Below are 25,636 nucleotides of genomic sequence, written 5' to 3'. Positions count from 1 at the left end.
TTTGAAATTTGAAAGGAGAGGGAAGGATGGCCAGGATAGTGGTGCTGGACAGCGACGAGTGCCAGGAATGCGGTACCTGCGAGGCCCTGTGCCCGGGAGTGTTCAAGATGAACGAGGCGACGGGCAAGGCGGAGGTCATCGACCCGGCGGGGGCTTCGGATGACGAAATCCAGGAAGCCGTCGACTCCTGCCCGGCGCAGTGCATCCGCTGGGAAGAGGGCTGACAGCGGCGTATAGAAGGATAACCCCCTACCGTGGGAGTAACTACACGGTAGGGGGTTATTTTTTTCAGGATTGGAAAGGAGAAGCACTCTTGCGCATCCTGCACACGGCCGACTGGCACCTGGGGCGCATCTTTTACGGTGTGCACCTGACCGACGATCAGGCCCACGTCCTGGACGACTTTATCCGGCTGGCCAAGGAGGTGCGGCCCGAGGTGATTCTTATCGCCGGGGACGTCTATGACCGCGCCGTGCCGCCGCCGGAGGCCGTGGCCCTTCTGGACGAGACGCTGTCCCGCCTGGTGCTCGACGTGGGCGCGCACGTGATTGTGATCGCCGGCAACCACGACGGGCCCAAGCGCCTGGCCTTCGGCCGGCGCCTGCTCGGACGGCTGAAACTGCACATCGTCGGCGAGCCCGACGGCGACCTGCCGCTGGTAGCAATTCCGGACCGGTGGGGGCCGGTTCATTTCGTCCCCCTGCCCTACTTGGAGCCCGCCCTGGTCCGCGAGAGGTTCCCGGGGGAGAGGGCCCAGGACCACGATGCGGCCCTCGATGTCCTGATCCGCCATGCCCTCGCCCGGGTGCCGGACGGCGCGCGGCGTGTGGCCGTGGGCCATTGCTTCGTGGCCGGCGGGAGCGCCAGCGAGTCGGAACGGGAGCTGGCCGTGGGCGGCGCCGGCCAGGTGGCGCCGGAGAGGTTCGCCGCCTTTCATTACGCCGCCCTGGGCCACCTGCACCGGCCGCAGGAGGCCGGCGCCCCCCATCAACGCTATGCCGGCTCGCTCTTGAAATACTCTTTCTCCGAGGCCGACCACCGGAAGTCGGTGACGGTGGTCGAAATCGACGCCGCCGGGAGAGTCACCTGGGATGCCGTCCGTCTTACTCCGCGGCGCGAGGTCCGCTGCCTCGCGGGTTGCCTGCGGGACATCCTGAAGGGACCGAAGAACGGGGAAAACCGGGACGACTACCTGATGGTCACCCTGCAGGACACCGGCGCCATCCTGGACGCCATGGGGCAACTCCGCGCCGTCTACCCCAACGTCCTGCACATCGAACGGCCCCACCTGACGTTGGGCGGGGAGCTGCGCGGGCCGTCGGGCGACCACCGCCGCCAGAGCGAGAGCGACCTCTTCGCCGCCTTCTTCGAGCAGGTTACCGGCAACCCCCTGTCCGGGGCGGAGAGGGAAGCCTTCAAAACGGTCACGGAGGCCGTTAACCGGCATGAACGGGAGGCGGAAGCGTGAGACCGGTCAGGTTGGCGATGACGGCCTTCGGGCCCTACGCCGGGACGCAGGAGCTGGACTTTACCGCGCTCGGCGGCCATTCCCTCTTTCTCATCCACGGCCCCACGGGGGCCGGGAAAACGAGCATCCTGGACGCCATTTGTTTCGCCCTCTACGGCGACACCAGCGGGGCGGAGCGGGACGGGCGGGACATGCGCAGCCACCACGCCGACCGCGCCGTGACCACCGAGGTCACTTTCGACTTCATCCTGGGGGGCGCCACCTATCGCGTCTGGCGCCGCCCGCAGCAGGAGCGCCCCAAGGTCCGCGGCGAGGGGATGACCACGACGCCCGCCGACGCCGTCCTGTGGGCGCGGACCGGTTCCGCGGGGGACGGGGAAGAGGGGACCGTCCTGGCCGCCGGCTGGAGCCGGGTGACGGAGGCGGTGGAGAAGCTGTTGGGTTTTAAGAGCGACCAGTTCCGGCAGGTGGTCGTGCTCCCCCAGGGCCGGTTCCGCCGCCTGTTGGCGGCCGACTCCCGGGAGCGGCAGAAGATCCTGGAGGTCCTGTTCCGCACCCAGCTGTACCGGCGCCTGGAAGAGGCCCTCAAGGCGGAGGCCAACAAGCTGGGGCTGGAACTGAAGAGCGTGCGGGAGCGGCGGGAATGGCTGCTCCAGGAGGCGAAAGCCGAGGACCGGGCCGGGCTGGAGGCCAGGTTGGCGGCGCACCTTGAAGAGCTGGATGCACTGGCGCGCGAGGTCCTTGAGGCTGCGGACAGGGCCGGGGCGGCGCAAAGGGCCCTGGAGGCCGGCGAACAGGCGGCGACCAGGCTGCGGGAGAAGCGGGAAGCTGAAGAGGCCCTCCGGCGGCTGGAGGCGCGCCGGGAGGCGGTAGAAGGCCTGCGGCGGGAACTGGAGCGGGCCCGCCGGGCGCAGTTCCTGGCGCCGCTGGAGGAAACCCTCCAGGCGCGGCGGGAGGACGCGCAAGAGGCGCACGCCGCCCTCATCCGGGCGGGGACGGCCCTGGACCAGGCGGAGGGACGGCTGGAGCGGGCCCGCGCCCGCCTCGCGCGGGAAGAGGGGCGAAAGGATGACCGCCGGGCGGCCGAGCGGGAAGCGGCCCGCCTGAAGGAGCTGGAGGGCAGGGTGGCGGCCCTGGACGAGGCCCGCCGGGACCTGACGGTCAGGGAAAAGGCCGGACGGGCCCTGGCGGCCGCGCGGGAAGGTGCCGCGCGCGAGCTTGATGCCGCCCGGCGCCTGCTGGAAACGAAGACGGAGGAACGGGATAGGGCACGGGAGGCGGCATACCAGGTCGACGTCCTGGCCCTCAAACTACAGGCCGCCGAGAAGGTGCAGAAGGCCCGGAACGAACTGGACCGGCACCGGGTCGCCCTTGAGGAAATCCGGGCCGGGGATGTTGCCGCCCGCAGAAAGCTTGAGGCGCTGGAAACGGCCTACGGGCAGGCCAGGGCTCTGCTGTCCCGTTTACAGGAGGCGTGGATACGCGGCCGGGCGGCGGTCCTCGCCGCCCGGCTGACACCCGGGCGGCCCTGCCCGGTTTGCGGCGCGCTGGAGCACCCGGCGCCGGCCGAACGGACGGGCGAAGTCCCGGCGGAGGATGAAGTGCGGGCCGCGGAACAAAGGGCGACGGCGGCGGAAGAAGCACGGGACCGGGCCCGGGAGGTGCTGGCCGAGATAGGGCGGCGGAAGGAGTCCCTGGAGGGGCAGGTCCGGCTCCTGGAGCAGGAGCTGGCCGAGGCCGGCCTCCCCGCGGCCGGGGAACCGGATGAACGGGTGAAGGACCTCCGCCGGCGGCTGGCGGGAGCCCGGCAGGCGTCGGCGGCCGCGGCCGGCTTGGAGCAGGAAGTCGCAGGGCTCAAGCGCCGGGTGGCGGAGGCCGAAGAGGGACTGCAGGAGACCGAGGCCCGCCTCCGGGAGGCCCGCGACGCCTGGCAGGCGGCCCGTGCTTTGGTGGGCGAGAGGGAGAAGGCCGTGCCGGCCGACCTGCGCCTCCCGGAGGCCTTACAGCGGGCGCAGGCGGAGGCCGAGGACCTTTGCCGGCGGCTGGCCGAGGCGCTGGAGGAGGCCCGCCGGGAGGCGGAGGATGCGGGGCGGGATACGGCGGCCGCCCGGGCGGCCCTGGCGAGCGCCAAGAGGTTTTGGGAAGACGCCGCCCGCCGGGTGCAGGAGGAAGAAGACGCTTTCGCCAGGCGCCTGAAGGCCGAAGGGTTTGCAGACTTCGCCGCCTACGCGGCGGCCCGGAAGGCCCCCGAAGACGTCGCGGCCCTGGAGCGGGAGATCAGGGCCTTTGAAACGGAAACCCAGAAGGCGCAGGGGGCGCTGGAGAAGGCGGAGCGCGCGGCGGCGGGGCTGGCGGAGCCGGACCTGGGGGCGCTGCGGGCGGCCCTTGACACCGCGGACGCGGCGCGGGACGGGCTCGTGAAGAAGCAGGCCAACCTGGAGACGCAGGTCAAGAACGAAAGCGGATGGCTGGCGGCGGTACGGGACCTCGAAGAGACGTTGGATCTGCTTCAACGGCGTTATGCGGTGGCCGGGCGCCTGGCCGAGGTCGCCAACGGCAAGAACGCCTACGGCCTGACCTTCCAGCGCTTCGTGCTCGGCGCCCTCCTCGACGACGTGACCCTGGCCGCCACCCAGCGGTTGAAGCTGATGAGCCGCGGGCGCTACCACCTGCTGCGGACCGTGGATCGCCGCGACGGCCGGAGCGCCGGGGGCCTCGACCTCAGGGTCTACGACGCCTATACCGGCACGGAACGCGACGTGACCACCCTGTCGGGCGGGGAGACCTTCCTGGCCTCGCTCTCCCTGGCCCTCGGTTTGGCGGACGTGGTTCAGGCGTACAGCGGGGGCATCCACCTCGACACCATTTTTGTCGACGAAGGTTTCGGTACCCTCGACCCGGAGACTCTGGACCTGGCGATGCGGGCGCTCGTGGAACTGCAGGCCGGGGGGCGCCTGGTCGGCATCATCTCCCACGTGCCCGAACTCAAGGAGCGCATCGGCGCCCGGCTCGAAGTCCGGCCCACGCAAAGGGGGAGCACAGCCGGATTCACGGTAGCCTAAGGCTCGACATCGCCCGCGAAGGGCTGCAGACGGTCGCGTCCGATTGAGCCCGTTCGAGCATATTACCCCGCCTTTGTGGCAGGAAACCGGCCCTTCCAAGGGGAATCCACTTCCCGGTGGTTGGAATGGGATGGTATGTATGCCATATACAGGCAAGCAGGTGCAAGGTGAAGCGCGTCCGCCCGAGGGGCGTATCCGGCCGCCGGCGGTACCCCGAACGGCGCACCCTCCTGCCGCGGGCCTTGGCCCTGGCGGCGCTGCTCGTAATGTTGGTGGGCCTGGCGGGCTGGGCTTGGGCGAAAAAGAACGTCACGGTCACCGACGGGGACCGCTCGTGGCGCGTGGTCACCTACCGGGACACCGTGGCCGGAGTGTTGGCCGAGTGCGGACTGCGCCTGGGCCCCCACGACACCGTCTCCCCCGCGCCGGAGGAAAAACTGCGGGACGGTGCCCGGATCAGGGTTCTGCGCGCCGTCCCGGTCGCGGTGCGGGTTGACGGGCAAACGCGGCGCCTCCTGACGGCGGCCGGGAGCGTCGGCGAGGTGCTCCGGGGCTGCGGCATTACCCTGGGGCGGTATGACTTCGTCGAACCGGATTCGGTCTCGCCGGTGCGGGCGGGGATGACGATCAAGGTCACCAGGGTGGACTTAAGGGTTGAGGAACGGCGGGTGCCGGTCCCCTACCGCGTCGTCCGGCGCCCGGACGGGCACCTGGCGCGGGGGCTCTACCAGGTGATCCGCCCGGGACGCACCGGAGAGGAACTGCAGCGGTGGGAGATCGTGTGCCACGACGGGGAACCCGTCCACGAGCGGCTGGTTGACCGGCGTACGCTGAGCGCTCCGCGGCATCAGGTGGTGGCGATGGGCGTGGCCGGCACGGTCTCCCGCGGCGGCCGGATCATCCACTTCCGGGAGGCCCGCGACATGCGCGCCACGGCCTACACCTACACCGGCAACAACTGCGCTACCGGCGTCGCCCCGGCGCCGGGCATCGTGGCCGTGGACCCGCAAGTGATCCCCCTGGGAACCGGGCTATACATCGAAGGCTACGGTTATGCCCGGGCCATGGACACCGGCGGGGCCGTCAAGGGGCAAACGGTGGATGTCTTCTTCACCACCCGGGATGCCGCCCTGCAGTGGGGCGTCAGGCAGGTCCGGGTCTACGTTTTGGAGTAGAACAGGGGCATTTCAATAGAATTCACGACAGGATATAATATCCTCGGGTTGACTTTTCTAGAGCGAAGGGGATATGACATGCGGCAAGTCATCATTCAAGCGGGGCTTTCGGTTGCTGAGTTTGTAAGGGGACGGGGATGACCGGATTGAAGCGGGGTGATACCGGGCGCGGCCCGGTTTTTGCTTTACGGGGGTTTTGCTGATGTCCGACGAAGTACTGTCGCCGACCAGGGCACGCGCCCTTCTGGCGCGTCACGGCCTGCGCCCGAAGAAGGCCCTCGGCCAGAACTACCTGGTCAATGCCGGGGTGTTGGACAAGGTCGTGGCGGCGGTGGATGTGCGGCCGGGGGAGACGGTGATCGAGATCGGTCCCGGGCTGGGGGCCCTTACCCGGCGCCTGGCCGACGCCGGCGCGCGGGTCATCGCCCTGGAGCTGGACCGTGACCTTCTGCCGGTGCTGGCCGAGACCCTGGGGGACAGGCCGGGGGTGGAAGTGGTCGCCGCCGACGCCACCCGGATCGACTTCGGTGCCCTGTTGCGCGAGCGGGGCCTGGAAGGGCCGTACAAGGTGGCGGCCAACCTGCCCTATTACGTGACCACGCCGATCATCATCCGTTTGCTGGAGGCCTCGCCGGCGCCCCGGCGCGCGGTGGTCATGGTCCAGAAGGAGGTCGCCGAACGGCTGGTCGCCTCCCCGGGGACGAAGGCCTACGGCGCCCTGAGCGTCCTGGTGCAGTTCTACACCGAGCCGTCCCTGGTCTGCCGGGTGTCGCCGGGGAGCTTCTTCCCGCCCCCGGCGGTTGATTCGGCCGTCGTCGCCCTGGCCCGCCGGGCACGCCCGGCGGTGGACGTGCCCGACCCCGCGGCTTTCTTCCGCCTGGTCCGGGCGGCCTTCGGGCAACGGCGGAAGGTCCTGCCCAAGGCGCTGGAGGGGGCGGGCCTGGGCGGCCGTGAAACGTGGGCGCGGCTGATGCGCCGGGAGGGCCTGGATCCCGGACGCCGCGGCGAAACGCTTTCCCTGGAGGAGTTTGGCCGGCTGGTCCGGGCGTGGTTTGCGTTACAAGGAGGGAAAGCGGTGTTATAATGATATTGGCAGGCAGCCCTGTATAAGAAAGAGAGGGTGCTGAAGCGATGTACCTTACAAGTCCCACCAAGGGCAGGCTCTCTTTCGACGAGATGATGAACGAGGTGATGGACTACATCACCGGCGTGCCGACGTCGGAGTACCGGATCATCATCGGCTCCGACTCGCAGGTGATGAAGGGCCGGACCCACTTCATCACTGCCGTCATTGTCCACCGCCTGGGCAAGGGTGCGCGCTACTTCTACCGCAAGCGCCTGCACCGCAAGATCACGAGCCTGCGACAGAAGATTTTCTTCGAGACGTCCTTGAGCCTCGAGATCGGGGGCATGGTCGCCAGGAGCTTCGCCAGCCGCGGCGGTGACGAGCACAAGGTCGAGATCCATATCGACGTCGGGTCCCACGGAGAGACGAAGGAACTCATCCGCGAGGTCGTCGGGATGGTTACCGGCAGTGGTTTCGCGGCCAAGATCAAACCTGACGCCTACGGCGCCTCCTCGGTCGCCGACCGCCACACCAAATAACCCCACCCTGTTCAGGCGCCGGTCCGGGGGTGGGGTTTTGCGTTCGGCCCTGGTGGCCTAGAACAGGAGATCCCTGCGCCTTTCGGAGTCGTAACCGTCAAAGGTCAGGCCCCGGAGGACGCGGGATCTGTTTTTTTTCCCCGAGAAGACGCAAAAGGCCTCCAGGTGGTCGCCGATGATGGTCTCGGCCAGCTTCAGGGCGTGGTCCTCGCCGCGGTCGGGGGAACCCAGGGCGGCGTGGGGCAGGGAAGCGGCGACCCCGACCGCCAGGCCGGCGAGGGCGGACCGGACCAGGGCCACCGGGGGCACGGCGAGGGCCTCCAGGGGAACCGTCTCCAGGAACCGGGCGCTGACCGCGTGCGGCCCATGGCAGGGGGATGCCCCGCCGAGGCCCGGGAGCCCCAGGGCGCGGTTGAGAAGGCGGCGGACGTCGAGCAATGTCCGTGCCAGCGGCGAGGACGGTCCGGCGGCGTCAGGCGGGTAACAGTCGGTGAGGGCGAGGTCCAGTCCGCCGCGGGTGACGGCCCCCAGCAGGTCCCGGAGGGCCGGTCCGACATCCCCGCTCATATCGCCGTCGACGAAGAGGACGGCCGAGGCCTTCAAGGCCCGGGCGCGGGCGGCGCCGACGGCCCGGGGGATGTCGAGGCCCAGAGGAACAGGGAAGACGAGGGGAGCTATCCGGGGGTCCGCCGCATAATTCCGGATGATCTCAGGGGAACGGTCGCTGCTTCCGTTAAGGACCGGGATAACCAGGTCGACGGGCTGCGCGAGTACCTGGTCCAGCACCCGCCCGACGCCGGCCTCTTCGTTTTGTACCGGTATCACGGCACAGATCAATGGCATCCCCTCCCAATTCATCATATGGCGGGGAGCCGATTCCCTCTTCCACTCATAAGATAAAATTAACTTCACTGGCTGGAGGAGGGAAAAGGCGTGCCCGAGATCGCGGTCGGGGATATCGTGGGCCGTAAATCATATAACAAGGACCTTTACTTTAAGGTCCGTGAACTGTACCGGAACGACGACGGCCGGGTGATGGCCGTTTTATGCGGCCTGTTGGTCCGCCTGATCGCCGACGCACCGCTCGACGACCTCGAAAAGCTGCCGCCGGACGTGGTGGCCGCGCACTGGCGGGAGACCATGGTCAACCAGGGTGAGAGGATCAAGCGCTGCTTTGAAAGGCGGGAGCAGGAACAGATACGCAGCCTTTCGCGGCAGGACGTGGCGACCTTTGACGTTCCGGGGCAGGTCCTTCACCTGGACGGGGACCCTGATTACCTGGAACTATGCATGACCACCTACAAGCAGCTGGGTGTTCCGCACGACGGCTACCACATCCCGGAGAACAAACAGCCCAAGGAAGTGTACGGACTGCTGGAGAAGCACCGTCCCAACATCCTGGTCCTGACCGGCCACGACGCCTACACTAAGGGGAAGACCGATTTCCGCAACATGGATAACTACCGCAACTCCCGCCACTTCGTGGAGGCGGTGCGCGAGGCGCGGCGGTTTGAAAAAAACCTCGACGACCTGGTGATCTTCGCCGGTGCCTGCCAGTCCTACTACGAGGCCATCCTGGAAGCGGGGGCGAACTTCGCCAGTTCGCCGGAGCGGGTGCTGATCCATGCCTTCGACCCGGTGTTCATAGTGGAAAAACTGGCTTACACGCCGGTGCACCGGTCCATCGGCTTAAAGGAAGTCATTGAAGCGACGATCACCGGCTACCCCGGAATCGGGGGTCTTGAGACGCGGGGCCTTCACCGCATAGGGGCGCCGCGCTCGGCTTACTGAGAGGACGCCCCGCGCCAGGTTGAAACGGGCCGGGCCCCCGGGAGAAGTCACCCGGAGGCCCGGCCTTTCGCGGTCATCCGGGGCCGCCGGTGCATAGCATGGCGGGAAAGGTATTGGAACCCTGTGTTGCGAGGTGAAAGCGATTGGCTGAACAAAAGGTAAGGTGGCAGTGCCCCTGCGGGGCGGTGTGGCCGGTGTCGCGTGTGCAAGAGGCCATCATGTGCCCCCGCTGCCGGCTGGTCTTTAATGTGTTGCCCCAGGGTGACCACCTGCTGTTGAAGGTTACGCGAAAAGGGTTGGGCCGGCCCGAGCCCCGGCGGATACAATTGGATGTGACCGGCCTGGTCCGAAAAGGGCACGTTATCAGGAACAAACAGGCATAGGGCGATATGGTCGGCAGTTCGCCAGGGATGGATCGACAGTGACCAACAAAGATACCCCGGCATACCATGGATCGGAAAATAGACTAAAAGGAGGTCAGGAAGGTATGGCCAGCGCATTGATTTGCGCTAACGTGGTTACTGAACAAACGGTCACCTTTTCCGATACGATCACCGGTTCGCCCCAGTTTGCACCGGTGGCCCTGGGGGATGAGTTCCATGTGGTAATAACCGGTGCCGAGGCGATATTCGGTGAGAATCCGCAGATTGAGTTCTCCTACCACCTTTCGCTGGAATACCAGTTCGCCACCGGCTATGACTATTGCCATATCGAAGGCACGGGAACAGCAGCCTTGCCCGAGGGTGTTCACCCCTGCCCGGCTGTCCCGGCGATCGTCGACTATACGCCGACCTTGACGGACGTCGTCCTCACGGACGGGACCATTGGCGCGGTCCTGAACGTGGAGTTCACGGTCACGGTGTGTCAGGACCGGATGCTTAACGTCCAGCTTGCCTAAGAAAACCAAAATTCTCCCTACTGGACCCCTGAGCCCGCGTGAAAGTTTCCCCAGGCAGCCCTCCCCGGAGAGGCTGCCTTTGAAAATTTTATGGGGTGCTGGTAACAACGGCACCAATAGAATGCAGATAGCATAACTTGGTAATACAGTAAAGCCACTGGTAAAAAAGGAGGGTTATGTATGGATGAGATGAAGAGCGGGACGCTGATCGAAGGCGATGCCGGCCAGACGCCCGGGGAAGCGAACGGAGGCACAAAGGATGAAGAATGCTGCTGCGTTGACCGGGTTGTCTACGTGGTATTTACCAAGTGCCTGACGATTAATAACTGTGCGCATGAAGATTGGAAATTCTGTAAAGTGGACTAGTGCATCTACGCTAAAAGAAGGGGGGCATGACCATGGTCAGTAAGGAGCAAATCAAAGCCGCACTTGACGCGGTTACTGGCAAAGAAGGAGGGTCACGTATGGATGAGATGAAGAGCGGGACGCTGACCAAAAACGCTGCCGGCCGGACGCCCGGGGAAGCGAACGGAGACACCGAGGATGAAGAATGCTGCTGTGTTGAGTGGGTTATCTACGTGGTATTTACCAATTGCCTGACGATCAACAACTGTGCGCATGAAGATTGGATATTCTGTAAAGTGGACTAGTGCATGTACGCAAACGGAAGGGGAGGTATAGCCATGGTTAGCGAGGATCAACTCAAAGCCGTACTTGAGGCGGTCAGAGAAGCTGCGGGTGCAGCGGGTAGGGGCAAACCTTGTTTGGACGATGAATGCTGCTGCGTTAAGAAGGTTATTTATGTCATTTTCACGAAATGCACGACCATTAACAACTGTGCGCATGAAGATTGGGAATTCTGCAAGATCCACGATGATGACGATTCATGAACCTTAGGGGCCCATACCCCTAATACTAACCGCCAGGCAACGCCTGGCGGTTTTCCATTAGAACCGGGGGCAGAACCAGTGTTGCTGGATCCAGTCGGTCACCGGGCCCAGGTCGAAGTTCTCCGGTCTATAGATCGGGGATCTTCTTGAGCGACTGGGAAACATTGTATACTTAGGCAGCATTACGGGCACCCTTCCTTTTTATGTCATATACTAGCAAAAAAAGGAGAGTGCCTATGAACGGAGAGGTTGTCCTTACGGTCATCAATGAGGTTCCTGTGATCGGCACCCGCTATCTGCAAAAGGAACAGGCCCTCGAGGAGGTAAAAAAGCTGGTGGCGCGGGTGTCGGAATACGCCGAAGACGGGCAGGCCCGGGTGCACGTCAATTTCCAGCGCCAGGGAGACGGCCGGTATACTCTGCAGGTCTTCAACGGGCAGGAGCTGGTGGCCGAGATGCCAAACCTCGATGAACTCCTGCTTCACCGCTTCCGGAAGGCCTATTACGCCAAGAAGATGTTCATCCTGACCTGTTTCGTCGACGGCAGGGGACCGGAACCGCACAACCTGGTGATCACCGACGGGCTGGGAGTGGTGATCTATAAGCCGGGGGATTTGGCGTTGCCGTAGACCACGCACACTATGCCGTTATCCTAATATGATACAGGGAGGTGTTCCCCGGGGGAGGGCAGCTATGGCTAAACGCGAATGGGATCTTGGTTACAACCAGGGTTACGCCATCGGTTTCGAGGCCGGGTACGAGAAGGGGTTCGCGGAAGGAAGCTCCCTGGGGTTCAACAACGGGCTCTCCGCCGCGCTGAAAGAACCCTTTGCGTCCGGGGAGCCGCTGGATCCCCTGCCGAGGCTGATAGGGATGCTGCGGGCCGGCCTGGTCCGGCTCGTTATCGGCGGCCCGGCGTCCCAGGAGGCCCTGAGCCTGTTGCGTGAACTGAATATAGAGGCCGAAACATTAAATTTTGACTAAAATATCCCATTACCCCAGAATTAGCATCAATTTGCTTTATACAGGAGTATATTCCTCCTTCTTAAATGTTAAAAAAGATGAGCAAAGAGCCCGCTATTTGCCTAATTTGGCTGCTGGACTCTATGATTGGATAAACCAGTCCAAATCAGGCAAAAGGAGGGGCTCTATGCAAAGAAGGGTAACGTTTCTTGTCGTCCTGGCGTTTCTCTTGATGGCGTTGTGTGTCCCGGCCGCTCAGGCCCAGGCCGCGCTGTCCGCCGATGAAGCCGCGCTCGTGGCCGCCGTCAACCAGGCGCGCCAGGCGGCCGGGCTCAAGGCGCTGGCCGTCAATCCCGCCCTCTGTGGCCTGGCCGCCGTCCATGCCGGGGACATGGTGGACAGGCACTACTTCGGCTACCGCTCACCGACCTTTGGGTCTGTCTTCACCCTGGCCGACCGGTGCCGTATCTCCTACAGCCGCGGCGGTGAAAGCATCGCCAGGCTGTCGAGCCGGGATGCCGTGGTCCGGGCGTGGACAAGTCCATCGGCCCTGGCGATGAAGAGCTACTTCAACCAGGTCGGGGTCGACATCCGGGGCGATATCTACGTCGCCATCCTGATCAACGGTCGGCTGAGCGGCACCACGCCGCCGCCGCAGGTTCAACCGCAGCCCCAGCCGCAACCGCAACCGCAACCGCAACCGCAACCGAAGCCGCAGCCCCAGCCCGAGCCGCCGGCCGGGAACGCGAGCCTCTCGGCGGACGAGGCGAAAATGCTCGCGCTGGTCAACAAGGAGAGGACGGCCCGCGGTCTGAAACCGCTGGTCGCCGATCCGGAACTGGTGAAGCTGGCGCGCATGAAGGCCGCGGATATGGTCCGCCTGGGCTACTTCGACCACAACTCGCCCACCTATGGCTCGCCCTTTGACATGATGCGCCGCTACGGCGTGAGCTACCGCTATGCCGGCGAGAACCTGGCCGGGGCGTCAACGGTGGACTCGGCGCACATGAACTTGATGAATTCCCCGGGCCACCGGGCGAACATCCTGAGTCCCAATTTCACCCGGGTCGGGATCGGGGTCGTTCAGGGGAGCCCGTACGGGAAAATCTGGGTCCAGATGTTCACCGGCTGAGCCGAGTAACCGAAGCGGGGCCGGGGGTCGCCGGTAAACCGGGATCAAGCTCGCGGCCCCCCTTCTCCCTCACATTTTCCCTCCTTCGCGGCATATAGTATAGCAACCTATGCCGAAAGGGGGAATTTTTTTGAGCCGGTATACAAGGCAGCAGGTCGAATGCCAGGAGTTCCGCGTCCGGCGGGTGCTCGGCGAGGGTACCCAGCAGGCCGCGGTGCGGGGCACGATCACGGTGCCGGCCCAAAAGCCGCCGGTCGAGCAGATCATCAAGTGCAACGCCAAGGCCAGGGTCACGGGTACCGAGATCCTGCGCAACAAGGTGATCGTCCAGGGCTTGGCCGAGGTCAAGGTGATCTACGTGGCCGCCATGCCGGAGGGCAGCCAGCCGGTGCACGCCGTCCAAGGCGAGCTGGCTTTCACGCAGGCCTTCGACATCCCGGGCCTGCAGGCCGGGGAGGACGCCGACGTCTTCGTGGACCTGAAGGTCGAAGACTGCAAGGCCCACCTGAAGATGAACCAGACCCGCCACCACTGCGACGACTGCGTTGAGAAGGGCAAGCGGCAGATCACCGTCACCATTATCATCCGGGTCTTCGTCAAGGTCACGGTCACCGAGACGCTGAACATCCTGACCAACGCGCCGGGGGCAGAGAGAGAGGAAATCAGCCTCGAACAGGTGGTGGCCTTCGGCTCACGCCAGGTGGTCATCAGCGACCAGGTGGACGTCAAGGAAATCACTGCGGGCGTCAAGCCGTGTCCGGAGCAGGTGATTGACGTTATCGCCGAGGTGGAGGTCACGCAGACCGAGATCATCAGCGACCGTAAGGTCGTCGTCGAAGGAGTCCTGACGGTTCAGGTAATCTATGTCGCCAAGACCTGGGAAGGCGACCAGCCGGTGCACCATGTGCGCGTCGAGATCCCGTTCACGCAGTTCGTGGAACTCGACGAGCCCGTCCAACCTGATGACATCGTTGACGTGATGGTGAGGATCGAGGACGTCACCGCGCGCGAGAAGGGCAAGTGCTCCATCTCCATCAGCGCCGTCCTGCAGATCCGGGCTTCGGTCACCCGGAACATCGAGGTCATGGTCGTTACCGAGTTCCCGGACGGCCAGGAGGTCAGGATCCGCAGCGACCTGGTGGTCGGCCAGCGGATGACGCAGGTCGTGATCAGCGACATCATCGAGATCCCGCCGCAGAAGCCGCCGGCCCAGAAGGCCCTGGAATGCGAAGTCATCGAGACCCGCGTCACGGAGACCGAACTCCTGCCGGCGGCCGACAAGGTAATCGTCCGCGGTGAGATTGATGTCAAAGCCATTTACGTCGCCGACAAGCCGAGCCAGCCGGTGCACGCGGTGGAGGCCACCATCCCCTTCACGACCTTCGTCCAGTTTGAGAACGACATCAGGGAAAACGACACCGTAACCGTCAATGTCAGCGTCGAGTTCGCGGAGTGCAGCCTCTCCGACCATGACATCAAGGTCGACGTGGTGCTGAAGGTCACGGTCAAGGTCACCCGCATCGTGCAGCCGACGCTCTTCCTCTGCCCCGAGGAAGTGGCTCCGGTGCCCACCGTATGTCCGCCCGGGACCACCCTGGTGACGTACACGGTCCAGCCCGGCGACACTCTGGGCAGCATCGCCGCCCGCTTCAGGACCACCGTGGCCTCGATCCAGGAGCTGAACCCGGGCATCGTCCCGACCAACCTGCAGGTCGGTACCGTCCTCAGGATCTGCCAGGGCGGGCTCGGTTAATGTTTGTGGATGCCAATAAAAAAAAGCTGCTTCGGCAGCTTTTTTTATGGCCGCCGGGTCGATGCGCCCCGGCGGCCGCGGTTTTAAAGGAGTGCCGCTAAAAAACGTCCCGTATCTTCTGCGAGGCCGTGGCCAGCGACTGGATGCTCATTGCGCTGTTGCGGACCGCGGCTACGGCTTCCTTGGTAGTGAGGGCGAACTTGGAGAGGTACTCAAGTCTGGCTTCGAGGTCGGCTTCACTGCGGGCGGCGGCGACGGCCAGGAACAGGAGAATCATCCACGTGACCTGCGGCATCTGGCTGCTGCCCGCCGGTTCAGGGGATTCGCGGGTCCATTGCCGGGCCAAGGTTACACCTCCTCTTTAGGGGCCCCAAAGGTGATGCCGAGGAGCCTGGTAACGTTGTCGATGCGGTTGGCGATGGTGGTTTCCGTGGACCCGGCGAAGAGCAGCCCGACGGCCCTCATCTGGTCGTCGACAATCAACGAGCCGCTGTCGCCGGGCTGACTCATCGGCCCCATCATGATCTGGTCCTCGAAAACCGCTAACCGGTTCTCGCCCAACTGTACCGCAACCGTGGCGTCGACATAGGTGATGACGCCGCCGGTCAGACCGCTGGTCCGGCCGCTCTTGCGTACCGAGGCCCCCAGCTCCGGGGTTGCCACCCCTTTCACCCGGCCGAGGCCGAGGATTTCGTCCGTGACCGCGCCGTCGTCCACCGGACGGGCGACGGCGGCGTCGATCATATTGGGCACCGCCATTTCCTTGTAAACCTTCACGAAGTAACTCGGGCGGTAGGTACGGATCAGCGAGTTGACAACGCTCTCGAAACGGGCCGCCGCCGGGCACGTGGCCTGCTCCGCGCTGTAGTGCAGGGGGGCGAAGCGTTCGAGACGGGCAATGGTATCCCGGCCCTCGATCCCGCCGTCATAGGGTCCCGGCTGCAGGATAGGGTCGCCCTCCCTGGCACGGCCGTCCCTGCCGTTGGACTGATTGGCCAGGACGTGGTTGTTGGAAAGGATCAGGGGCGCGCCGGAGCGGGCGTCATAAACCAGGGCGCCGAAGGTCCCGGCCGAGATCTGGTAGTGGCCGATGCTTACTCCCGGCTGGGCCGGGCGCATGCGCGCGACCTGCTCGGCCAGCAGGCGCACCCGCCCGATATAGACGACGTCCGTGGGCAGCCCGTTGATCCGCCGCGGAACACGCCAGGCCCGCGGCAGCCCGCCCTCCGGTACTTTTTCCGCAACGAAAACGACGATGGCCGGCTCCCTGGTTTCCTCGCCGCGGAGACGCTTGTAACCGAGACCGACGCCCACGACGTTCGGCAGGCGCAATAGGCGCGCGCGGTGGTCCCGGATCACCTGGCGATAGCGTTCCACCGGGCCACTCACCTCCCTTTCCTTTCTTCCTGTTTTTGCTAACAGGGTATGTCGAGGGATGGCCTTTGGTGACTGCCCGGGCCGGAGGGCACATTACGGGGCGGCTGAATATACTAACGTATCTTGTTTGCGGGGGGTTCAATATGCTGGGTGGTTTAGGCGGCCTGTTCGGCAACCTGGAGACGGTGAAGAAGGCCCTGGCCGACATCGTGGTTGAGGCCGGCAACGAGTACGCGCAGGTCACGGTGAACGGGCTGCAGAAAGTCCTCAAGGTGCGCCTGGGTCCCTTTCAGCCGGCAAACGTCGCCCAACTGGAGGCCGCCCTGGCTTCCTGCTTCGACGAGGCGATGGCCCTGGCGAGGCTGCGCGCCAAGGATGAACTGGAGCACATTCTGGGCTTTAAAGTCCCGGAGATGCCATAGAAGAGACCGGGGGTGAAGGGGTGGCCAGAGAAGGCTTGAGCGAGATCCGGGGCATCCTGCAAAGTCTGCTGGATTTCCAGGCCAAGAACGCCCTCAACCGGGATGACCTGCTGCTGTTTCTGGGGCTGCTGAACGTGACGATGGCGATGAACCTTTTGCAGAAACGGATGGATTCCGGTGGCGAAGTGCACGCCTCGCCCGCGGCGGGCGGGAACGCGGAACCCCTGGCGGCCCTCGGGCAGTTGCTGGCGGCGCGGGGCAAGGGAACGGAAGGCGCCGGCGCCGCGGCGCCCCTGGCGGGGCTGCTGGGCCGCGACGCGAACCTGCCGGCCCTGATTTCCACGGTGGCGGGCCTGTTGAAGCAGCAGGGCGGGGCGCCCTCGGGCGGGGGGGGAGAGCCGGCGCCGGAACCGGCGCGGCCCGGTGAATGCGCCGGGGAGGCGCCGACCGGCGAGGAGAAGGAACGGCCCGCGGAACGGCCCGCCCCGCGGCCGGCGGCGCGGCGGGAGCCCCTCCGCTGGGATTTCGGGAGGAAGTAAGGGATACGTTGCGCTCACCGGGCGGAAAATAGACCCGGGGCTTTTCATCCTGTAAAGTCGCGGGAAGGGAGTTATCCGGTGAGCGCTTATCTCCTCGCACTGGTGATCGCCTGCCTGGCCGGCGTGACCATGGCCTTCCAGGGGGCCATCAACTCCGGGGCGGCGAAGATCATCGGGCTGTTAGAGGCCACGTTTGTCGTGCACGTGGTGGGGCTGGTCGCGGTCGCGGTCCTGCTCTTTGCCTTCCGCCTGGGCGAAGGGTCGCTGGTCAGGCTGCCGGATGCCTCCTGGTATCCCTATGCGGGCGGGATTCTGGGGGTCATAATCCTATACGGGGTTATGCGGAGCATACCGAAAGTCGGGGTCGCGCCGGCCACGACGGCGATCATCATCGGCCAGGTGTTCACGGCGGCCCTTATCGACCACCTGGGGTGGTTCGGGCTTTCGAAGATCCCCTTCAACTGGTGCCGTGTCCTGGGCACGCTGCTGATGGCCGGCGGCGCTTTCCTGCTTCTAAAGAAATGAGAGGAGCCCGCCGAAAATGACCGCGCCGAGGAGGGCCCCGGCGAGGGATGCCGGCGCGTTCTCGTAGAGGGAGCGGGGCAGCAGCCCGAACAGAACGACATAGAGCATGGCGCCGGCCGCCGCCGCCGAGAGCAGGCAGATGGACAGGGCGGTGGTGGTGATGAAGAGCCCGATATAGGTGCCGAGGGGGGTCACCAGGCTCAGGAGGGCGTTGACCAGGAGGATCCGCGCCGGGCGCACCCCGCCGGCGCGCAGCGGGGCGGCGGTGGCCATCCCCTCGGGGACGTTGTGCAACCCGATCATAACGGCGGTGAGAAAGCCCACCCGGGGGGTGGCGGCGAATCCGGCGGCGATGGCCAAGCCCTCGGGAAGGTCGTGCAGGGCGATGCCCAGGAGCGCCAGGACCCCCATCTTGACGTAGCCGGTATGGGACGGACCGAGGACGGCCGACAGGCGGACGTCAAGGGCGGCGACGGCCGCGACGCCCCCGAGCAGGCCGACGGCGGCGGTCGCTGTCCCGCCGAAATCCAGGGCCGTCGGGATCAGTTCTCCGGCAACCACCGCCAGCATGACCGCCGAGGCGAGCCCCAGGAAGGCGGCGAGCAGGCGCCGCCCCGGCCCGGCGAGGCCCAGGGCCGCCCCGGCCAGTGTTCCGATGCCGGCTAGCAGACTGGCGTAAAGCTCCATCAACCGTTTCTCCTTCCCTCCCAAAATTGTACGGCGGGGCAGGATTCCATATGACGGGTGCTAAAATAAGTTGTCAGTGGTCAGTCTTCGGATGTCGGGGGCGAAGGGGAGGAAGGACCGATGGCGAAAGACGGGGCAGTCACCGTCCGGGCGCACGCGAAGGTCAACCTTTTCCTGTCGGTCGTCGGGCGGCGTCCTGACGGCTATCACGAACTGGAGAGCGTCATGCAGCAGCTGGCCATGCACGACGAACTGGCCTTTTCACCGGCTGCGCCGGGGATCTCCCTGGCGGTCGAAGGCGACCCGGACGTGCCCGCCGACGAGCGCAACCTCGTCTTGCGGGCGGCGGCGACGCTCGCCGAAGCCGCCGGGATAAAGCCGGCGGTGCGCATCTGCCTGCGCAAACTGGTCCCCTCCAGCGCCGGGCTGGGAGGCGGCTCTGCCGACGCGGCCGCCGCGCTCGCGGCGCTGAACGGGATGTGGGGCCTCGGCTGGCCCCTTTCCCGGCTGATGGAACTGGCGGCGTGCATCGGCTCCGACGTGCCCTTTGCCCTCTTCGGCGGTACCGCCCTGGCCCGGGGCCGGGGCGAGGTCCTGGAGAGCCTGCCCTCCCCCGGTGCTCTCGGGGTGCTCCTCGTCAAGCCGCCGTTCGGCGTTTCCACCGCCGCGGTCTACGCCGGCTACGACGAGCAGGATTTCCCGCCGGGGCCGGGCGCCGGCCCGCTGGTCGAGGCCCTGCGCGCCGGCCGTGCCGATCTGGTTCCGGGGCTTCTGTACAATGACCTGGAGAAGGTGACCCTGGCGATGTATCCCGTCTTGAGCCGCCTCAAGGAGCGGCTGCTGGCGGCGGGCGCGGCGGGGGCCCTGATGGCCGGCAGCGGGCCCACGCTCTTCGGCCTCTTCCCATCCAGGGATCAGGCTGCAGGGGCCGCCGAGGCCTTTCCAGACCCCGATTTGACCGTTTGGGTTACGGAAACGATATGAAAGGATAAATTTATTGCCATTGATAAGGGCGAACGTTTACAATGATGTTTGAAACCGTCGAAGGGAGAAAGTGCGGCCGATGGATGAACCCAGGAGGCTCCTTCCGGTAAAGCTCGACAGTTACAAGCCGTTGCGCGAGGTGGTCTTCGAGTCCCTGCGCGAGGCCATCATCATGGGGCGCCTGCGCCCCGGCGAGCGCCTTATGGAGCTGGCCCTGGCCGAGGAGCTGGGGGTCAGCCGCACTCCGGTGAGGGAGGCCATCCGCAAGCTGGAGCTTGAGGGGTTCGTCGTCATGGTACCCCGGAAGGGGGCCTACGTCGCCGGGATCACCGATAAGGACATCACCGACGTCTTCGAGGTGCGGGCGGCCCTGGAGGCCCTGGCGGCGGGGCTGGCCGCCGAGCGGATCACCGAGGACGAGATCGAGGCCCTGCAGCGTGCCGTCGTACAACCCTTCGACGACCAGTCTCCGGACATCAACGCCGTCGTGGCCTGGGACACTGAGTTCCATAACATGATTTACCATGCGAGCCGCAATGAGCGGCTTTCCCAGATAGTAACGAACCTCGGCGAGCAGATCCAGCGTTTTCGCATGACCACCCTCTCGCTCCCGGGCCGGACCAAAGAGGCATTGCTGGAGCACCAGGCCATCGCCGAGGCGATCAGCGAGCGGCAGATTGAATTGGCCAGATCCCTGGCGGAGCAACATATCGAAAACGCTGAAAACAGCCTGCTCTTGGCAATGGAGGAAGAAAAGAGGCGCAACGACCGGTGATAGAGGCCGTCCTTCTGGCCGGCAGCCCCAACAGCGGACCGCTGCGGGAGGTTGATGCGGCGGCCTGGGAAGCCCTGATCCCGGTCGGCGGAGTGCCGATGGTGACCGCAGTGGCCCGCGTGCTCCTCGCCGTGCGCGAGGTGGGGCGCCTGGCCGTGGTCGCGCCGCCCGAGGTCCACCCCGTCCTGCCCCCCGACGAGCGGATTATGCGTATCCCGGCGGGCGACAGCCTGATGGAAAACCTGGCCCGGGGCCTGGCCGCCTTTCCCGGGGCCCCGCAGGTCCTGGTGGCGACCGCGGACGTTCCCCTCCTGACCCCTGAGGCGGTGGAGGACTTCCTGGCCCGCTGTGGCGACCGTACGGCCGACATATACTACCCGGTGGCCGAGGAGAAGGTGGTGAGCGCGCGCTACCCGAACGTTAAACGGACCTACGTACGGCTGCGCGACGGGCGTTTTACAGGGGGCAACATCGCCCTCTTCCGCCCGGCGGCCTTCGCCCGCTGCCGTGCCCGGGGCGAAGAGTTCGCCGCCTACCGTAAAAAGCCGCTCAAGCTGGCGGGGGTCGTTGGTTTAGGCTTTCTTCTGCGCTTTGCGGCCGGCCGGCTGACCCTGCAGGACGCCGAGCGCAAGGTGACCGCCCTGGTCGGCATCAGCGGTTGTGCGGTGGTTACGCCGTTCCCGGAAATCGCGGTCGACGTCGACAAGCCCGGCGACCTGGAACTGGCGAGGGAAATACTCGGCCGTTAAGATCACGTACGGGTGCAGAGAAAGAGTTCCATCGCCCGCTTCAGGGCCTGGCGGCAGTCACCGCCCTTCTCCAGTTCCGCGGCCAGGCAGCAGTCGAGGTACTCCCCGACCAGCGCCTTGGTGGCGTTCTGGACTGCGGCGTGCAGGGCGTTGAGTTGGTCAATGACCAGCTTGCAGTCCTGGCCCTCGGTGATCATGCGCTGGATGCCGCGGGCCTGGCCTTCGATGCGCTTGAGGCGGTTGATGATGCGCGTGCTTGCTTCGGGGTTCAAGGGCGGGTTCACTTGGTGGAAATGCCTCCTTCATACCCCAGTAGGTATCAACCATAGCATAAGCCGTTCGCCGGTGGCCGTCAACAGCTTCTGCAATGGTGTTGACAGACGGGTCGCTCGGGAATAGAATACCCCTGTGAGTATTAAGACACAGCAGAAACATTAATAATATCTATAAGGCGGAGCGAGGTGAAAAAGTCAATGCTTACGGTAACGGACCAGGCGCAGGAGAAGCTCAAGGAGGTTCTGGCCAGCAACAACAAGACCGACTCCATGATCCGCGTCTACATCGGCGGCGTGGGGTGAGGGGGTCCCAGTTACGGCATGGCTCTGGATGAGTCAGTGAACGAAGGGGACACCGTGGTCGAGGTCAAGGACCTCAAGTTCGTGATCGACAAGGACGCCGCCCGGTACCTGCAGGGCTGCGTCGTTGACTACGTCAAGTCCTGGCGTGGCGCCGGTTTTACGATCAAGAACCCCAACGACACGGGCGGCTGCTCGGGCTGCGGCGACAAGGGAAGCTGCAGCTAGAGAAGCTGGAACCGCCAGGCAAACGGTTTGTAAGGAGGCCCGGGCGCTTTAGTGTTCCGGGCCTCCTTATTTCCCGGTGGCGACGTTCAGGAAGGCCTGGGTCGCCGGGGAGAGGACGCGGTCCCGCAGGTAGATCAGGTACAGCCGGCGCCGCAGGGGGGTGCCGGCGATGGCTGTCATGACCGCCTTGCCGCCGCGCAGGGCCTTCTCGGCCGCCCAGCGCGAAACGAAGGACACCCCCAGGCCCGCCTCCACGGCGGCGATGATGGCCTCCGTGCTCCCGAACTCTCCGCCTCGGGTGAAGGACGCGGGGTCGATCCCCGCTTCGGCGAGCAGGTGTTCCACCTCGTGCCGGGTGCCCGAACGAGGCTCCCGCCAGAGCACCCGTTCGCCGGCCAGGCGCTCCGCGGGGATCTCGCCCATGGCGGCCAGGGGGTGGTCGGCCGGGAGGATCAGGACCAGTTCGTCGGCGGCAAAGGGCAGGGCCGCGATGCGCGGGTGGTCCACCGGCGCCCCGACCGCCCCGACCTGGACCGTCTCCTGGAGCAGCTGCTGCACGACGGAACCCGTGTTGGTGATGTCCAGGTGGATGGTCACCGCGGGGTAGCGGCGGCCGAATTCCTTCAGGATCTCGGGCAGTACGTACTGCCCCGGGATGGTGCTGGCCCCGATGTGCAGGTGTCCCTTGACCGTTTCGCTGAACGAGGAGACGTCCCGGGCGGCGCGGGCCATGAGGTCCAGGATTTCGACCGCATAGCGGTGGAGCGCCTGCCCGGCCTCCGTCAGCTTCACCCGGCGGCTGGATCGGTTTATAAGCCGTACCCCGTAGGCGGCTTCCAGGAGGGCGATATGCTTGGAGACCGCCGGCTGGGTAAGGTTCAAGGCTCGCGCGGCAAGGGTGAAACTCTGGTAATTGGCTACCGCGACAAAGGTCTCCAGGTAGTTAAGGTTCACGATACCCCCTGCTTTCAAATGACGTTTACACAGTCATTCCTTTTTGTTATTTTCGCCGAAATTCGTTGTCCGCCTGCCGACGGGAAACAGGAAATTCAGACAAGGAAATCGGCTTGGTTTGTGGAATAATGGCTAAACGGGGCACGTTCAAATCTTCACGATGAGGAGGACGGCGGATGGCTTCTTTGGCGGCGGTGGTCCTGGCCGCGGGGAAGGGGACGCGGATGAAGTCCCGCTATCCCAAGGTTCTGCACCGGGTGGCCGGAAGGCCGATGCTGGCCTATGTCCTGGACGCCGTCGAAAGCGCCGGGGCCGACAGGGTGGTGGTCGTCGCCGGGTTCGGTCTGGATGCCGTCCGTGCCGCCGTGGGAACGCGCGCGGAGGTGGTCTGCCAGGAGGAGCAGCTCGGCACGGCGCACGCCCTTCTCCAGGCCGAGGAGAGACTGGCGGGAGAAAAGGCCGAGGTCCTCGTCGTCTGCGGCGACACGCCCCTTCTACGCGGGCGCACCCTGGCCGACCTGGTGGCCTACCACCGTGAGGCGGGAGTGACGGCCACGGTCCTGACGACCAGGATGGAGGACCCGACCGGTTACGGGCGGGTCCTCCGCGGCGAGGACGGGCTGGTGCGCCGCATCGTGGAGCAAAAGGACGCTTCCCCGGCGGAACTGGCCGTGGACGAGATAAATACCGGTGTGTATTGCTTCGCCGCCGAGGGCCTTTTCGACGCCCTGCGGCGGATCGGGCGGGAGAACCGCCAGGGGGAATACTACCTGACTGATATCGTCAGCCTTTACGTGCGCGAGGAGCGGCCTGTCGCCTCCTGGGTGGCGGCCGATCCGACCGCCGTGATGGGCATCAACGACCGCGTCCAGCTCGCGCGGGCCGAGCAGATCCTTCGCCGGCGGATTGTTGAGAGGCTGATGCTCGACGGGGTGACGGTCATCGACCCGGCGACGACCTTTGTCGACGCCGCGGTCAGCATCGCCCCGGACACGGTCATCTACCCCTTCACGATCATCGAGGGGGAGACCGCCATCGGCCGCGACTGTATAATCGGCCCCCAGGCGCGCCTGGTGGACTGCCGGCTGGGTGACGGGGTCACCTTCCAGAACAGCATCGCCCTGGAGTCGGAGGTCGGGGACGGAACGACGGTCGGCCCCTTCGCCTACCTGCGCCCGGGGAACAGGATCGGAGCGCGGGCGCGGATCGGGGACTTCGTGGAGATGAAGAAGTCCGTCGTCGGCGAGGGGTCGAAGATCCCTCATCTGAGCTATATCGGCGACGCCCTGATCGGTTCCGGCGTGAACGTCGGGGCGGGAACGATCACCTGCAACTACGACGGCCGGAAGAAGTCGACCACCGTCATCGAGGACGGCGCCTTTATCGGCAGCAATGCGAACCTCGTGGCCCCGGTCAAGGTGGGCCGCGGGGCCTACATAGGGGCGGGTTCGACCATCACCCAGGACGTCCCGCCCGGTGCCCTGGGCGTGGCCCGCGGGCGGCAAAAGAACATTGAGGGCTGGGCCGCCCGGAAAAAAGATGCGTAACGGCGGCAAGGTTCAGCAAAAGGACGGAGACGGAGGGGATTCCGGCGCGATGTTTTCCCGCTACAAGAAGTTAAAGATCTTTACCGGCAACGCCAACCCGGCGCTGGCCAGCGAAATCTGCGACTACCTGGGGGTGCCCCTCGGGTCCAGTTCGGTGACCCACTTCTCCGACGGAGAGGTGCAGGTGCGGATCGAGGAAAACGTGCGGGGCGCGGACGTCTTCGTCATCCAGCCCACCAGCCAGCCCGGCAACGAGCACCTGATGGAACTCCTGATTATGATCGACGCCCTGCGCCGCGCCTCGGCGCGGCGGATCACGGCGGTGATGCCGTACTACGGTTACGCCCGCCAGGACCGCAAGACCCGGGCGCGGGAGCCGATCACGGCCAAGCTGGTGGCCAACCTCCTCACCGCCGCCGGCGCCCGCCGGGTGATCACCATGGACCTGCACGCCGGGCAGATCCAGGGCTTCTTCGACATCCCCGTCGACCACCTGCCCGCCGGCCCCATCCTGGCCGAGTATATCAAGCGCGGCCACCTGGAGAACATCGTCGTCGTCTCGCCCGACGTGGGCGGGGTGACGCGGGCGCGTGACATCGCCGAGCGTATCTCCGCCCCCCTGGCCATCATCGACAAGCGCCGCCCCGAGCCGAACGTGGCCGAGGTGACCAACGTCATAGGTCCGGTGGAGGGCAAGACCGCCGTCCTGATCGACGACATCATCGACACGGCGGGGACGATCACCAAGGGCGCCGCCGCCCTGCTCGAGATCGGCGCGACGGAGGTCTATGTGGCCTGCACCCACCCGGTCCTTTCCGGCCCGGCCTGCCAGCGCCTGCAGGAGTCGGTGATCAAGGAGATCATCGCCACCAACACCATCGCCGTCCCGCCGGAGAAGATGATCGGCAAGCTGAAGATCCTCTCCGTGGCCCCCCTCCTGGGCGAGGCCGTCATCAGGGTGCACGAGGACCTCTCGGTGTCCAAGCTGTTCGACTGAACCGCATATAAGCGAGGCGCCGCCGGATCGGGCGCACCGGTTGGTGTGCCGGACGGCGGCGCCTTTTTGTTTCCGTACGACGCTAAATCCGGAACATCTTGGCTAATTTGTCCAGCTCACCCGCCAGGGTAGTCAACCCTTCGGTGGCGGCCGAGACCTCCTCCATGGCCGCCGTCTGCTCCTCGGTCGTCCCGGCGACATTCTGGACGCCGGCCGACATCTGCTCGGCGGCTGCCGCCACCTCCTGCACCTGGCGGGCAAGATCTTCGATGGCGGCGGTAATGGCCTTGATATTGGCCCCGACCTCGTTGATCACCTTGCCTCCGGCGGTGACCTCCGCCGCCCCGGCGGCCATGACCTCCACGGCCTTCTTGGATTCGCTCTGGACCGTGGTGATCAACTCGTAAATCTCCTTGGCGGCGTTGGCCGACTGCTCGGCCAGCTTGCGCACCTCCTCGGCGACGACGGCGAAGCCCCGGCCCTGTTCCCCGGCGCGGGCGGCCTCGATCGCGGCGTTTAAGGCCAGGAGGTTGGTCTGGT

The 25,636-nt window shown here is 65.5% G+C and carries 31 protein-coding genes and 1 pseudogene; 25 read left to right on the top strand and 7 right to left on the bottom strand.

Annotation, left to right across the window (positions count from 1 at the left end; genetic code table 11):
- Positions 1-26: 26 nt before the first annotated feature.
- From QMC81_05175 to QMC81_05150, 6 genes are all read left to right on the top strand, one after another.
- On the top strand, positions 27-224 hold the full coding sequence (locus tag QMC81_05175) for a ferredoxin (GenBank protein MDI6906865.1): 198 nt from the start codon (positions 27-29) through the stop codon (positions 222-224).
- An 89-nt stretch (positions 225-313) separates the two neighbouring features.
- A complete protein-coding gene (locus QMC81_05170) occupies positions 314-1,468 on the top strand; it encodes an exonuclease SbcCD subunit D (GenBank protein ID MDI6906864.1) in 1,155 nt (384 codons plus the stop codon).
- Positions 1,465-4,530: an SMC family ATPase gene (locus QMC81_05165; protein MDI6906863.1), complete on the top strand. Its 3,066-nt coding sequence runs from the start codon at positions 1,465-1,467 to the stop codon at positions 4,528-4,530. The genes QMC81_05170 and QMC81_05165 overlap by 4 nt, the downstream gene beginning before the upstream one ends.
- Before the next feature lie 167 nt (positions 4,531-4,697).
- Entirely contained in the window at positions 4,698-5,705 is a 1,008-nt protein-coding gene (locus QMC81_05160; protein MDI6906862.1) for a ubiquitin-like domain-containing protein, read from the top strand.
- A gap of 202 nt (positions 5,706-5,907) precedes the next feature.
- Positions 5,908-6,789 (top strand): 16S rRNA (adenine(1518)-N(6)/adenine(1519)-N(6))-dimethyltransferase RsmA, encoded by an 882-nt coding sequence (gene rsmA / locus QMC81_05155; GenBank protein ID MDI6906861.1) that lies wholly within the window; start codon positions 5,908-5,910, stop codon positions 6,787-6,789.
- Between the two features lie 47 nt (positions 6,790-6,836).
- Entirely contained in the window at positions 6,837-7,310 is a 474-nt protein-coding gene (locus QMC81_05150) for a ribonuclease H-like YkuK family protein (protein ID MDI6906860.1), read from the top strand.
- Positions 7,311-7,367: 57 nt separating this feature from the next.
- Here QMC81_05150 and QMC81_05145 read toward each other — a convergent pair whose 3' ends face one another.
- The gene (locus tag QMC81_05145; GenBank protein ID MDI6906859.1) at positions 7,368-8,147 is read right to left on the bottom strand and encodes a glycosyltransferase; all 780 of its coding nucleotides are present in this window, start codon (positions 8,145-8,147) and stop codon (positions 7,368-7,370) included.
- A gap of 96 nt (positions 8,148-8,243) precedes the next feature.
- Between QMC81_05145 and yabG the strand changes: the two genes are divergently transcribed.
- The 10 genes from yabG to QMC81_05095 all read left to right on the top strand — a co-directional run bounded on the left by yabG (position 8,244) and on the right by QMC81_05095 (position 14,737).
- A complete protein-coding gene (yabG, locus tag QMC81_05140) occupies positions 8,244-9,101 on the top strand; it encodes a sporulation peptidase YabG (GenBank protein ID MDI6906858.1) in 858 nt (285 codons plus the stop codon).
- Positions 9,102-9,295: 194 nt separating this feature from the next.
- Positions 9,296-9,484 carry a hypothetical protein gene (locus QMC81_05135; protein MDI6906857.1) on the top strand — a complete coding sequence of 63 codons (189 nt, stop codon included), beginning with the start codon at positions 9,296-9,298 and terminating at the stop codon, positions 9,482-9,484.
- A gap of 104 nt (positions 9,485-9,588) precedes the next feature.
- Positions 9,589-9,999 (top strand): hypothetical protein, encoded by a 411-nt coding sequence (locus QMC81_05130; GenBank protein MDI6906856.1) that lies wholly within the window; start codon positions 9,589-9,591, stop codon positions 9,997-9,999.
- A 180-nt stretch (positions 10,000-10,179) separates the two neighbouring features.
- Entirely contained in the window at positions 10,180-10,365 is a 186-nt protein-coding gene (locus tag QMC81_05125; GenBank protein MDI6906855.1) for a hypothetical protein, read from the top strand.
- A gap of 32 nt (positions 10,366-10,397) precedes the next feature.
- On the top strand, positions 10,398-10,649 hold the full coding sequence (locus QMC81_05120; GenBank protein MDI6906854.1) for a hypothetical protein: 252 nt from the start codon (positions 10,398-10,400) through the stop codon (positions 10,647-10,649).
- Positions 10,650-10,682: 33 nt separating this feature from the next.
- Entirely contained in the window at positions 10,683-10,889 is a 207-nt protein-coding gene (locus tag QMC81_05115; GenBank protein MDI6906853.1) for a hypothetical protein, read from the top strand.
- Between the two features lie 236 nt (positions 10,890-11,125).
- Entirely contained in the window at positions 11,126-11,518 is a 393-nt protein-coding gene (locus QMC81_05110; GenBank protein MDI6906852.1) for a hypothetical protein, read from the top strand.
- A 64-nt stretch (positions 11,519-11,582) separates the two neighbouring features.
- Entirely contained in the window at positions 11,583-11,873 is a 291-nt protein-coding gene (locus QMC81_05105) for a hypothetical protein (GenBank protein MDI6906851.1), read from the top strand.
- 166 nt (positions 11,874-12,039) lie between these two features.
- Complete coding sequence (locus QMC81_05100; GenBank protein MDI6906850.1) at positions 12,040-12,984, top strand: CAP domain-containing protein; 945 nt, start codon at positions 12,040-12,042, stop codon at positions 12,982-12,984.
- A 130-nt stretch (positions 12,985-13,114) separates the two neighbouring features.
- Positions 13,115-14,737: a DUF3794 domain-containing protein gene (locus QMC81_05095; protein ID MDI6906849.1), complete on the top strand. Its 1,623-nt coding sequence runs from the start codon at positions 13,115-13,117 to the stop codon at positions 14,735-14,737.
- A 97-nt stretch (positions 14,738-14,834) separates the two neighbouring features.
- Here QMC81_05095 and QMC81_05090 read toward each other — a convergent pair whose 3' ends face one another.
- A complete protein-coding gene (locus QMC81_05090; protein MDI6906848.1) occupies positions 14,835-15,083 on the bottom strand; it encodes a hypothetical protein in 249 nt (82 codons plus the stop codon).
- A gap of 2 nt (positions 15,084-15,085) precedes the next feature.
- On the bottom strand, positions 15,086-16,114 hold the full coding sequence (locus QMC81_05085) for a hypothetical protein (protein ID MDI6906847.1): 1,029 nt from the start codon (positions 16,112-16,114) through the stop codon (positions 15,086-15,088).
- 143 nt (positions 16,115-16,257) lie between these two features.
- Here QMC81_05085 and QMC81_05080 point away from each other — a divergent pair, with 143 nt between their 5' ends.
- The 3 genes from QMC81_05080 (at position 16,258) to QMC81_05070 (ending at position 17,600) form a co-directional block, all read left to right on the top strand.
- Positions 16,258-16,536 carry a YbaB/EbfC family nucleoid-associated protein gene (locus QMC81_05080; protein ID MDI6906846.1) on the top strand — a complete coding sequence of 93 codons (279 nt, stop codon included), beginning with the start codon at positions 16,258-16,260 and terminating at the stop codon, positions 16,534-16,536.
- 20 nt (positions 16,537-16,556) lie between these two features.
- The gene (locus QMC81_05075; GenBank protein MDI6906845.1) at positions 16,557-17,075 is read left to right on the top strand and encodes a hypothetical protein; all 519 of its coding nucleotides are present in this window, start codon (positions 16,557-16,559) and stop codon (positions 17,073-17,075) included.
- A gap of 78 nt (positions 17,076-17,153) precedes the next feature.
- Positions 17,154-17,600, top strand: a complete 447-nt coding sequence (locus QMC81_05070) for a DMT family transporter (GenBank protein MDI6906844.1) — start codon at positions 17,154-17,156, stop codon at positions 17,598-17,600.
- Here the strand turns inward: QMC81_05070 and QMC81_05065 are convergent.
- On the bottom strand, positions 17,589-18,287 hold the full coding sequence (locus QMC81_05065; GenBank protein MDI6906843.1) for a ZIP family metal transporter: 699 nt from the start codon (positions 18,285-18,287) through the stop codon (positions 17,589-17,591). The two genes, QMC81_05070 and QMC81_05065, sit on opposite strands and share 12 nt — an antisense overlap.
- A gap of 120 nt (positions 18,288-18,407) precedes the next feature.
- Between QMC81_05065 and ispE the strand changes: the two genes are divergently transcribed.
- The 3 genes from ispE to QMC81_05050 all read left to right on the top strand — a co-directional run bounded on the left by ispE (position 18,408) and on the right by QMC81_05050 (position 20,795).
- The gene (gene ispE, locus QMC81_05060) at positions 18,408-19,271 is read left to right on the top strand and encodes a 4-(cytidine 5'-diphospho)-2-C-methyl-D-erythritol kinase (protein ID MDI6906842.1); all 864 of its coding nucleotides are present in this window, start codon (positions 18,408-18,410) and stop codon (positions 19,269-19,271) included.
- A 79-nt stretch (positions 19,272-19,350) separates the two neighbouring features.
- Positions 19,351-20,046: a GntR family transcriptional regulator gene (locus QMC81_05055; protein MDI6906841.1), complete on the top strand. Its 696-nt coding sequence runs from the start codon at positions 19,351-19,353 to the stop codon at positions 20,044-20,046.
- On the top strand, positions 20,043-20,795 hold the full coding sequence (locus tag QMC81_05050; GenBank protein MDI6906840.1) for a nucleotidyltransferase family protein: 753 nt from the start codon (positions 20,043-20,045) through the stop codon (positions 20,793-20,795). Before QMC81_05055 ends, QMC81_05050 begins: the two co-directional genes overlap by 4 nt.
- Before the next feature lie 2 nt (positions 20,796-20,797).
- On the opposite strand, the gene QMC81_05045 is transcribed toward QMC81_05050, so the two are convergent.
- Positions 20,798-21,079, bottom strand: a complete 282-nt coding sequence (locus QMC81_05045) for a metal-sensitive transcriptional regulator (protein MDI6906839.1) — start codon at positions 21,077-21,079, stop codon at positions 20,798-20,800.
- Positions 21,080-21,388: 309 nt separating this feature from the next.
- On the opposite strand from QMC81_05045, the pseudogene QMC81_05040 reads away from it, so the two are divergent.
- Positions 21,389-21,598: pseudogene (locus tag QMC81_05040) on the top strand (iron-sulfur cluster assembly accessory protein).
- Positions 21,599-21,664: 66 nt separating this feature from the next.
- Here QMC81_05040 and QMC81_05035 read toward each other — a convergent pair.
- Positions 21,665-22,552, bottom strand: a complete 888-nt coding sequence (locus tag QMC81_05035) for a selenium metabolism-associated LysR family transcriptional regulator (protein ID MDI6906838.1) — start codon at positions 22,550-22,552, stop codon at positions 21,665-21,667.
- A gap of 176 nt (positions 22,553-22,728) precedes the next feature.
- On the opposite strand from QMC81_05035, the gene glmU reads away from it, so the two are divergent.
- Both glmU and QMC81_05025 read left to right on the top strand, forming a co-directional pair.
- Positions 22,729-24,099, top strand: coding sequence for a bifunctional UDP-N-acetylglucosamine diphosphorylase/glucosamine-1-phosphate N-acetyltransferase GlmU (gene glmU / locus QMC81_05030; GenBank protein ID MDI6906837.1), 1,371 nt, complete (start codon positions 22,729-22,731; stop codon positions 24,097-24,099).
- A 49-nt stretch (positions 24,100-24,148) separates the two neighbouring features.
- The gene (locus QMC81_05025; GenBank protein MDI6906836.1) at positions 24,149-25,096 is read left to right on the top strand and encodes a ribose-phosphate pyrophosphokinase; all 948 of its coding nucleotides are present in this window, start codon (positions 24,149-24,151) and stop codon (positions 25,094-25,096) included.
- 82 nt (positions 25,097-25,178) lie between these two features.
- Here the strand turns inward: QMC81_05025 and QMC81_05020 are convergent.
- The coding region (locus tag QMC81_05020) for a methyl-accepting chemotaxis protein (GenBank protein MDI6906835.1) at positions 25,179-25,636 on the bottom strand (458 nt) is incomplete at its 5' end.

It is taken from the genome of Thermoanaerobacterales bacterium (genome assembly GCA_030019475.1).
GTDB lineage: Bacteria > Bacillota > Desulfotomaculia > Desulfotomaculales > JASEER01 > JASEER01.
The sequence above is the reverse complement of the archived record's forward strand: the minus strand, read 5'-3'. Positions and strand labels throughout refer to the sequence as shown.

Excerpts from the sequence above, each read along its gene's own strand:
- QMC81_05110 (MDI6906852.1), top strand. The coding sequence starts at position 11,126 with ATGAACGGAGAGGTTGTCCTTACGGTCATCAATGAGGTTCCTGTGATC.
- ispE (MDI6906842.1), top strand. The coding sequence starts at position 18,408 with ATGGCGAAAGACGGGGCAGTCACCGTCCGGGCGCACGCGAAGGTCAAC.
- QMC81_05125 (MDI6906855.1), top strand. The coding sequence starts at position 10,180 with ATGGATGAGATGAAGAGCGGGACGCTGATCGAAGGCGATGCCGGCCAG.
- QMC81_05115 (MDI6906853.1), top strand. The coding sequence starts at position 10,683 with ATGGTTAGCGAGGATCAACTCAAAGCCGTACTTGAGGCGGTCAGAGAA.
- QMC81_05120 (MDI6906854.1), top strand. The coding sequence starts at position 10,398 with ATGGTCAGTAAGGAGCAAATCAAAGCCGCACTTGACGCGGTTACTGGC.
- QMC81_05105 (MDI6906851.1), top strand. The coding sequence starts at position 11,583 with ATGGCTAAACGCGAATGGGATCTTGGTTACAACCAGGGTTACGCCATC.
- QMC81_05130 (MDI6906856.1), top strand. The coding sequence starts at position 9,589 with ATGGCCAGCGCATTGATTTGCGCTAACGTGGTTACTGAACAAACGGTC.
- QMC81_05065 (MDI6906843.1), bottom strand. The coding sequence starts at position 18,287 with ATGGAGCTTTACGCCAGTCTGCTAGCCGGCATCGGAACACTGGCCGGG.
- glmU (MDI6906837.1), top strand. The coding sequence starts at position 22,729 with ATGGCTTCTTTGGCGGCGGTGGTCCTGGCCGCGGGGAAGGGGACGCGG.
- QMC81_05025 (MDI6906836.1), top strand. The coding sequence starts at position 24,149 with ATGTTTTCCCGCTACAAGAAGTTAAAGATCTTTACCGGCAACGCCAAC.
- QMC81_05100 (MDI6906850.1), top strand. The coding sequence starts at position 12,040 with ATGCAAAGAAGGGTAACGTTTCTTGTCGTCCTGGCGTTTCTCTTGATG.
- QMC81_05150 (MDI6906860.1), top strand. The coding sequence starts at position 6,837 with ATGTACCTTACAAGTCCCACCAAGGGCAGGCTCTCTTTCGACGAGATG.
- QMC81_05080 (MDI6906846.1), top strand. The coding sequence starts at position 16,258 with ATGCTGGGTGGTTTAGGCGGCCTGTTCGGCAACCTGGAGACGGTGAAG.
- QMC81_05175 (MDI6906865.1), top strand. The coding sequence starts at position 27 with ATGGCCAGGATAGTGGTGCTGGACAGCGACGAGTGCCAGGAATGCGGT.
- QMC81_05055 (MDI6906841.1), top strand. The coding sequence starts at position 19,351 with ATGGATGAACCCAGGAGGCTCCTTCCGGTAAAGCTCGACAGTTACAAG.
- rsmA (MDI6906861.1), top strand. The coding sequence starts at position 5,908 with ATGTCCGACGAAGTACTGTCGCCGACCAGGGCACGCGCCCTTCTGGCG.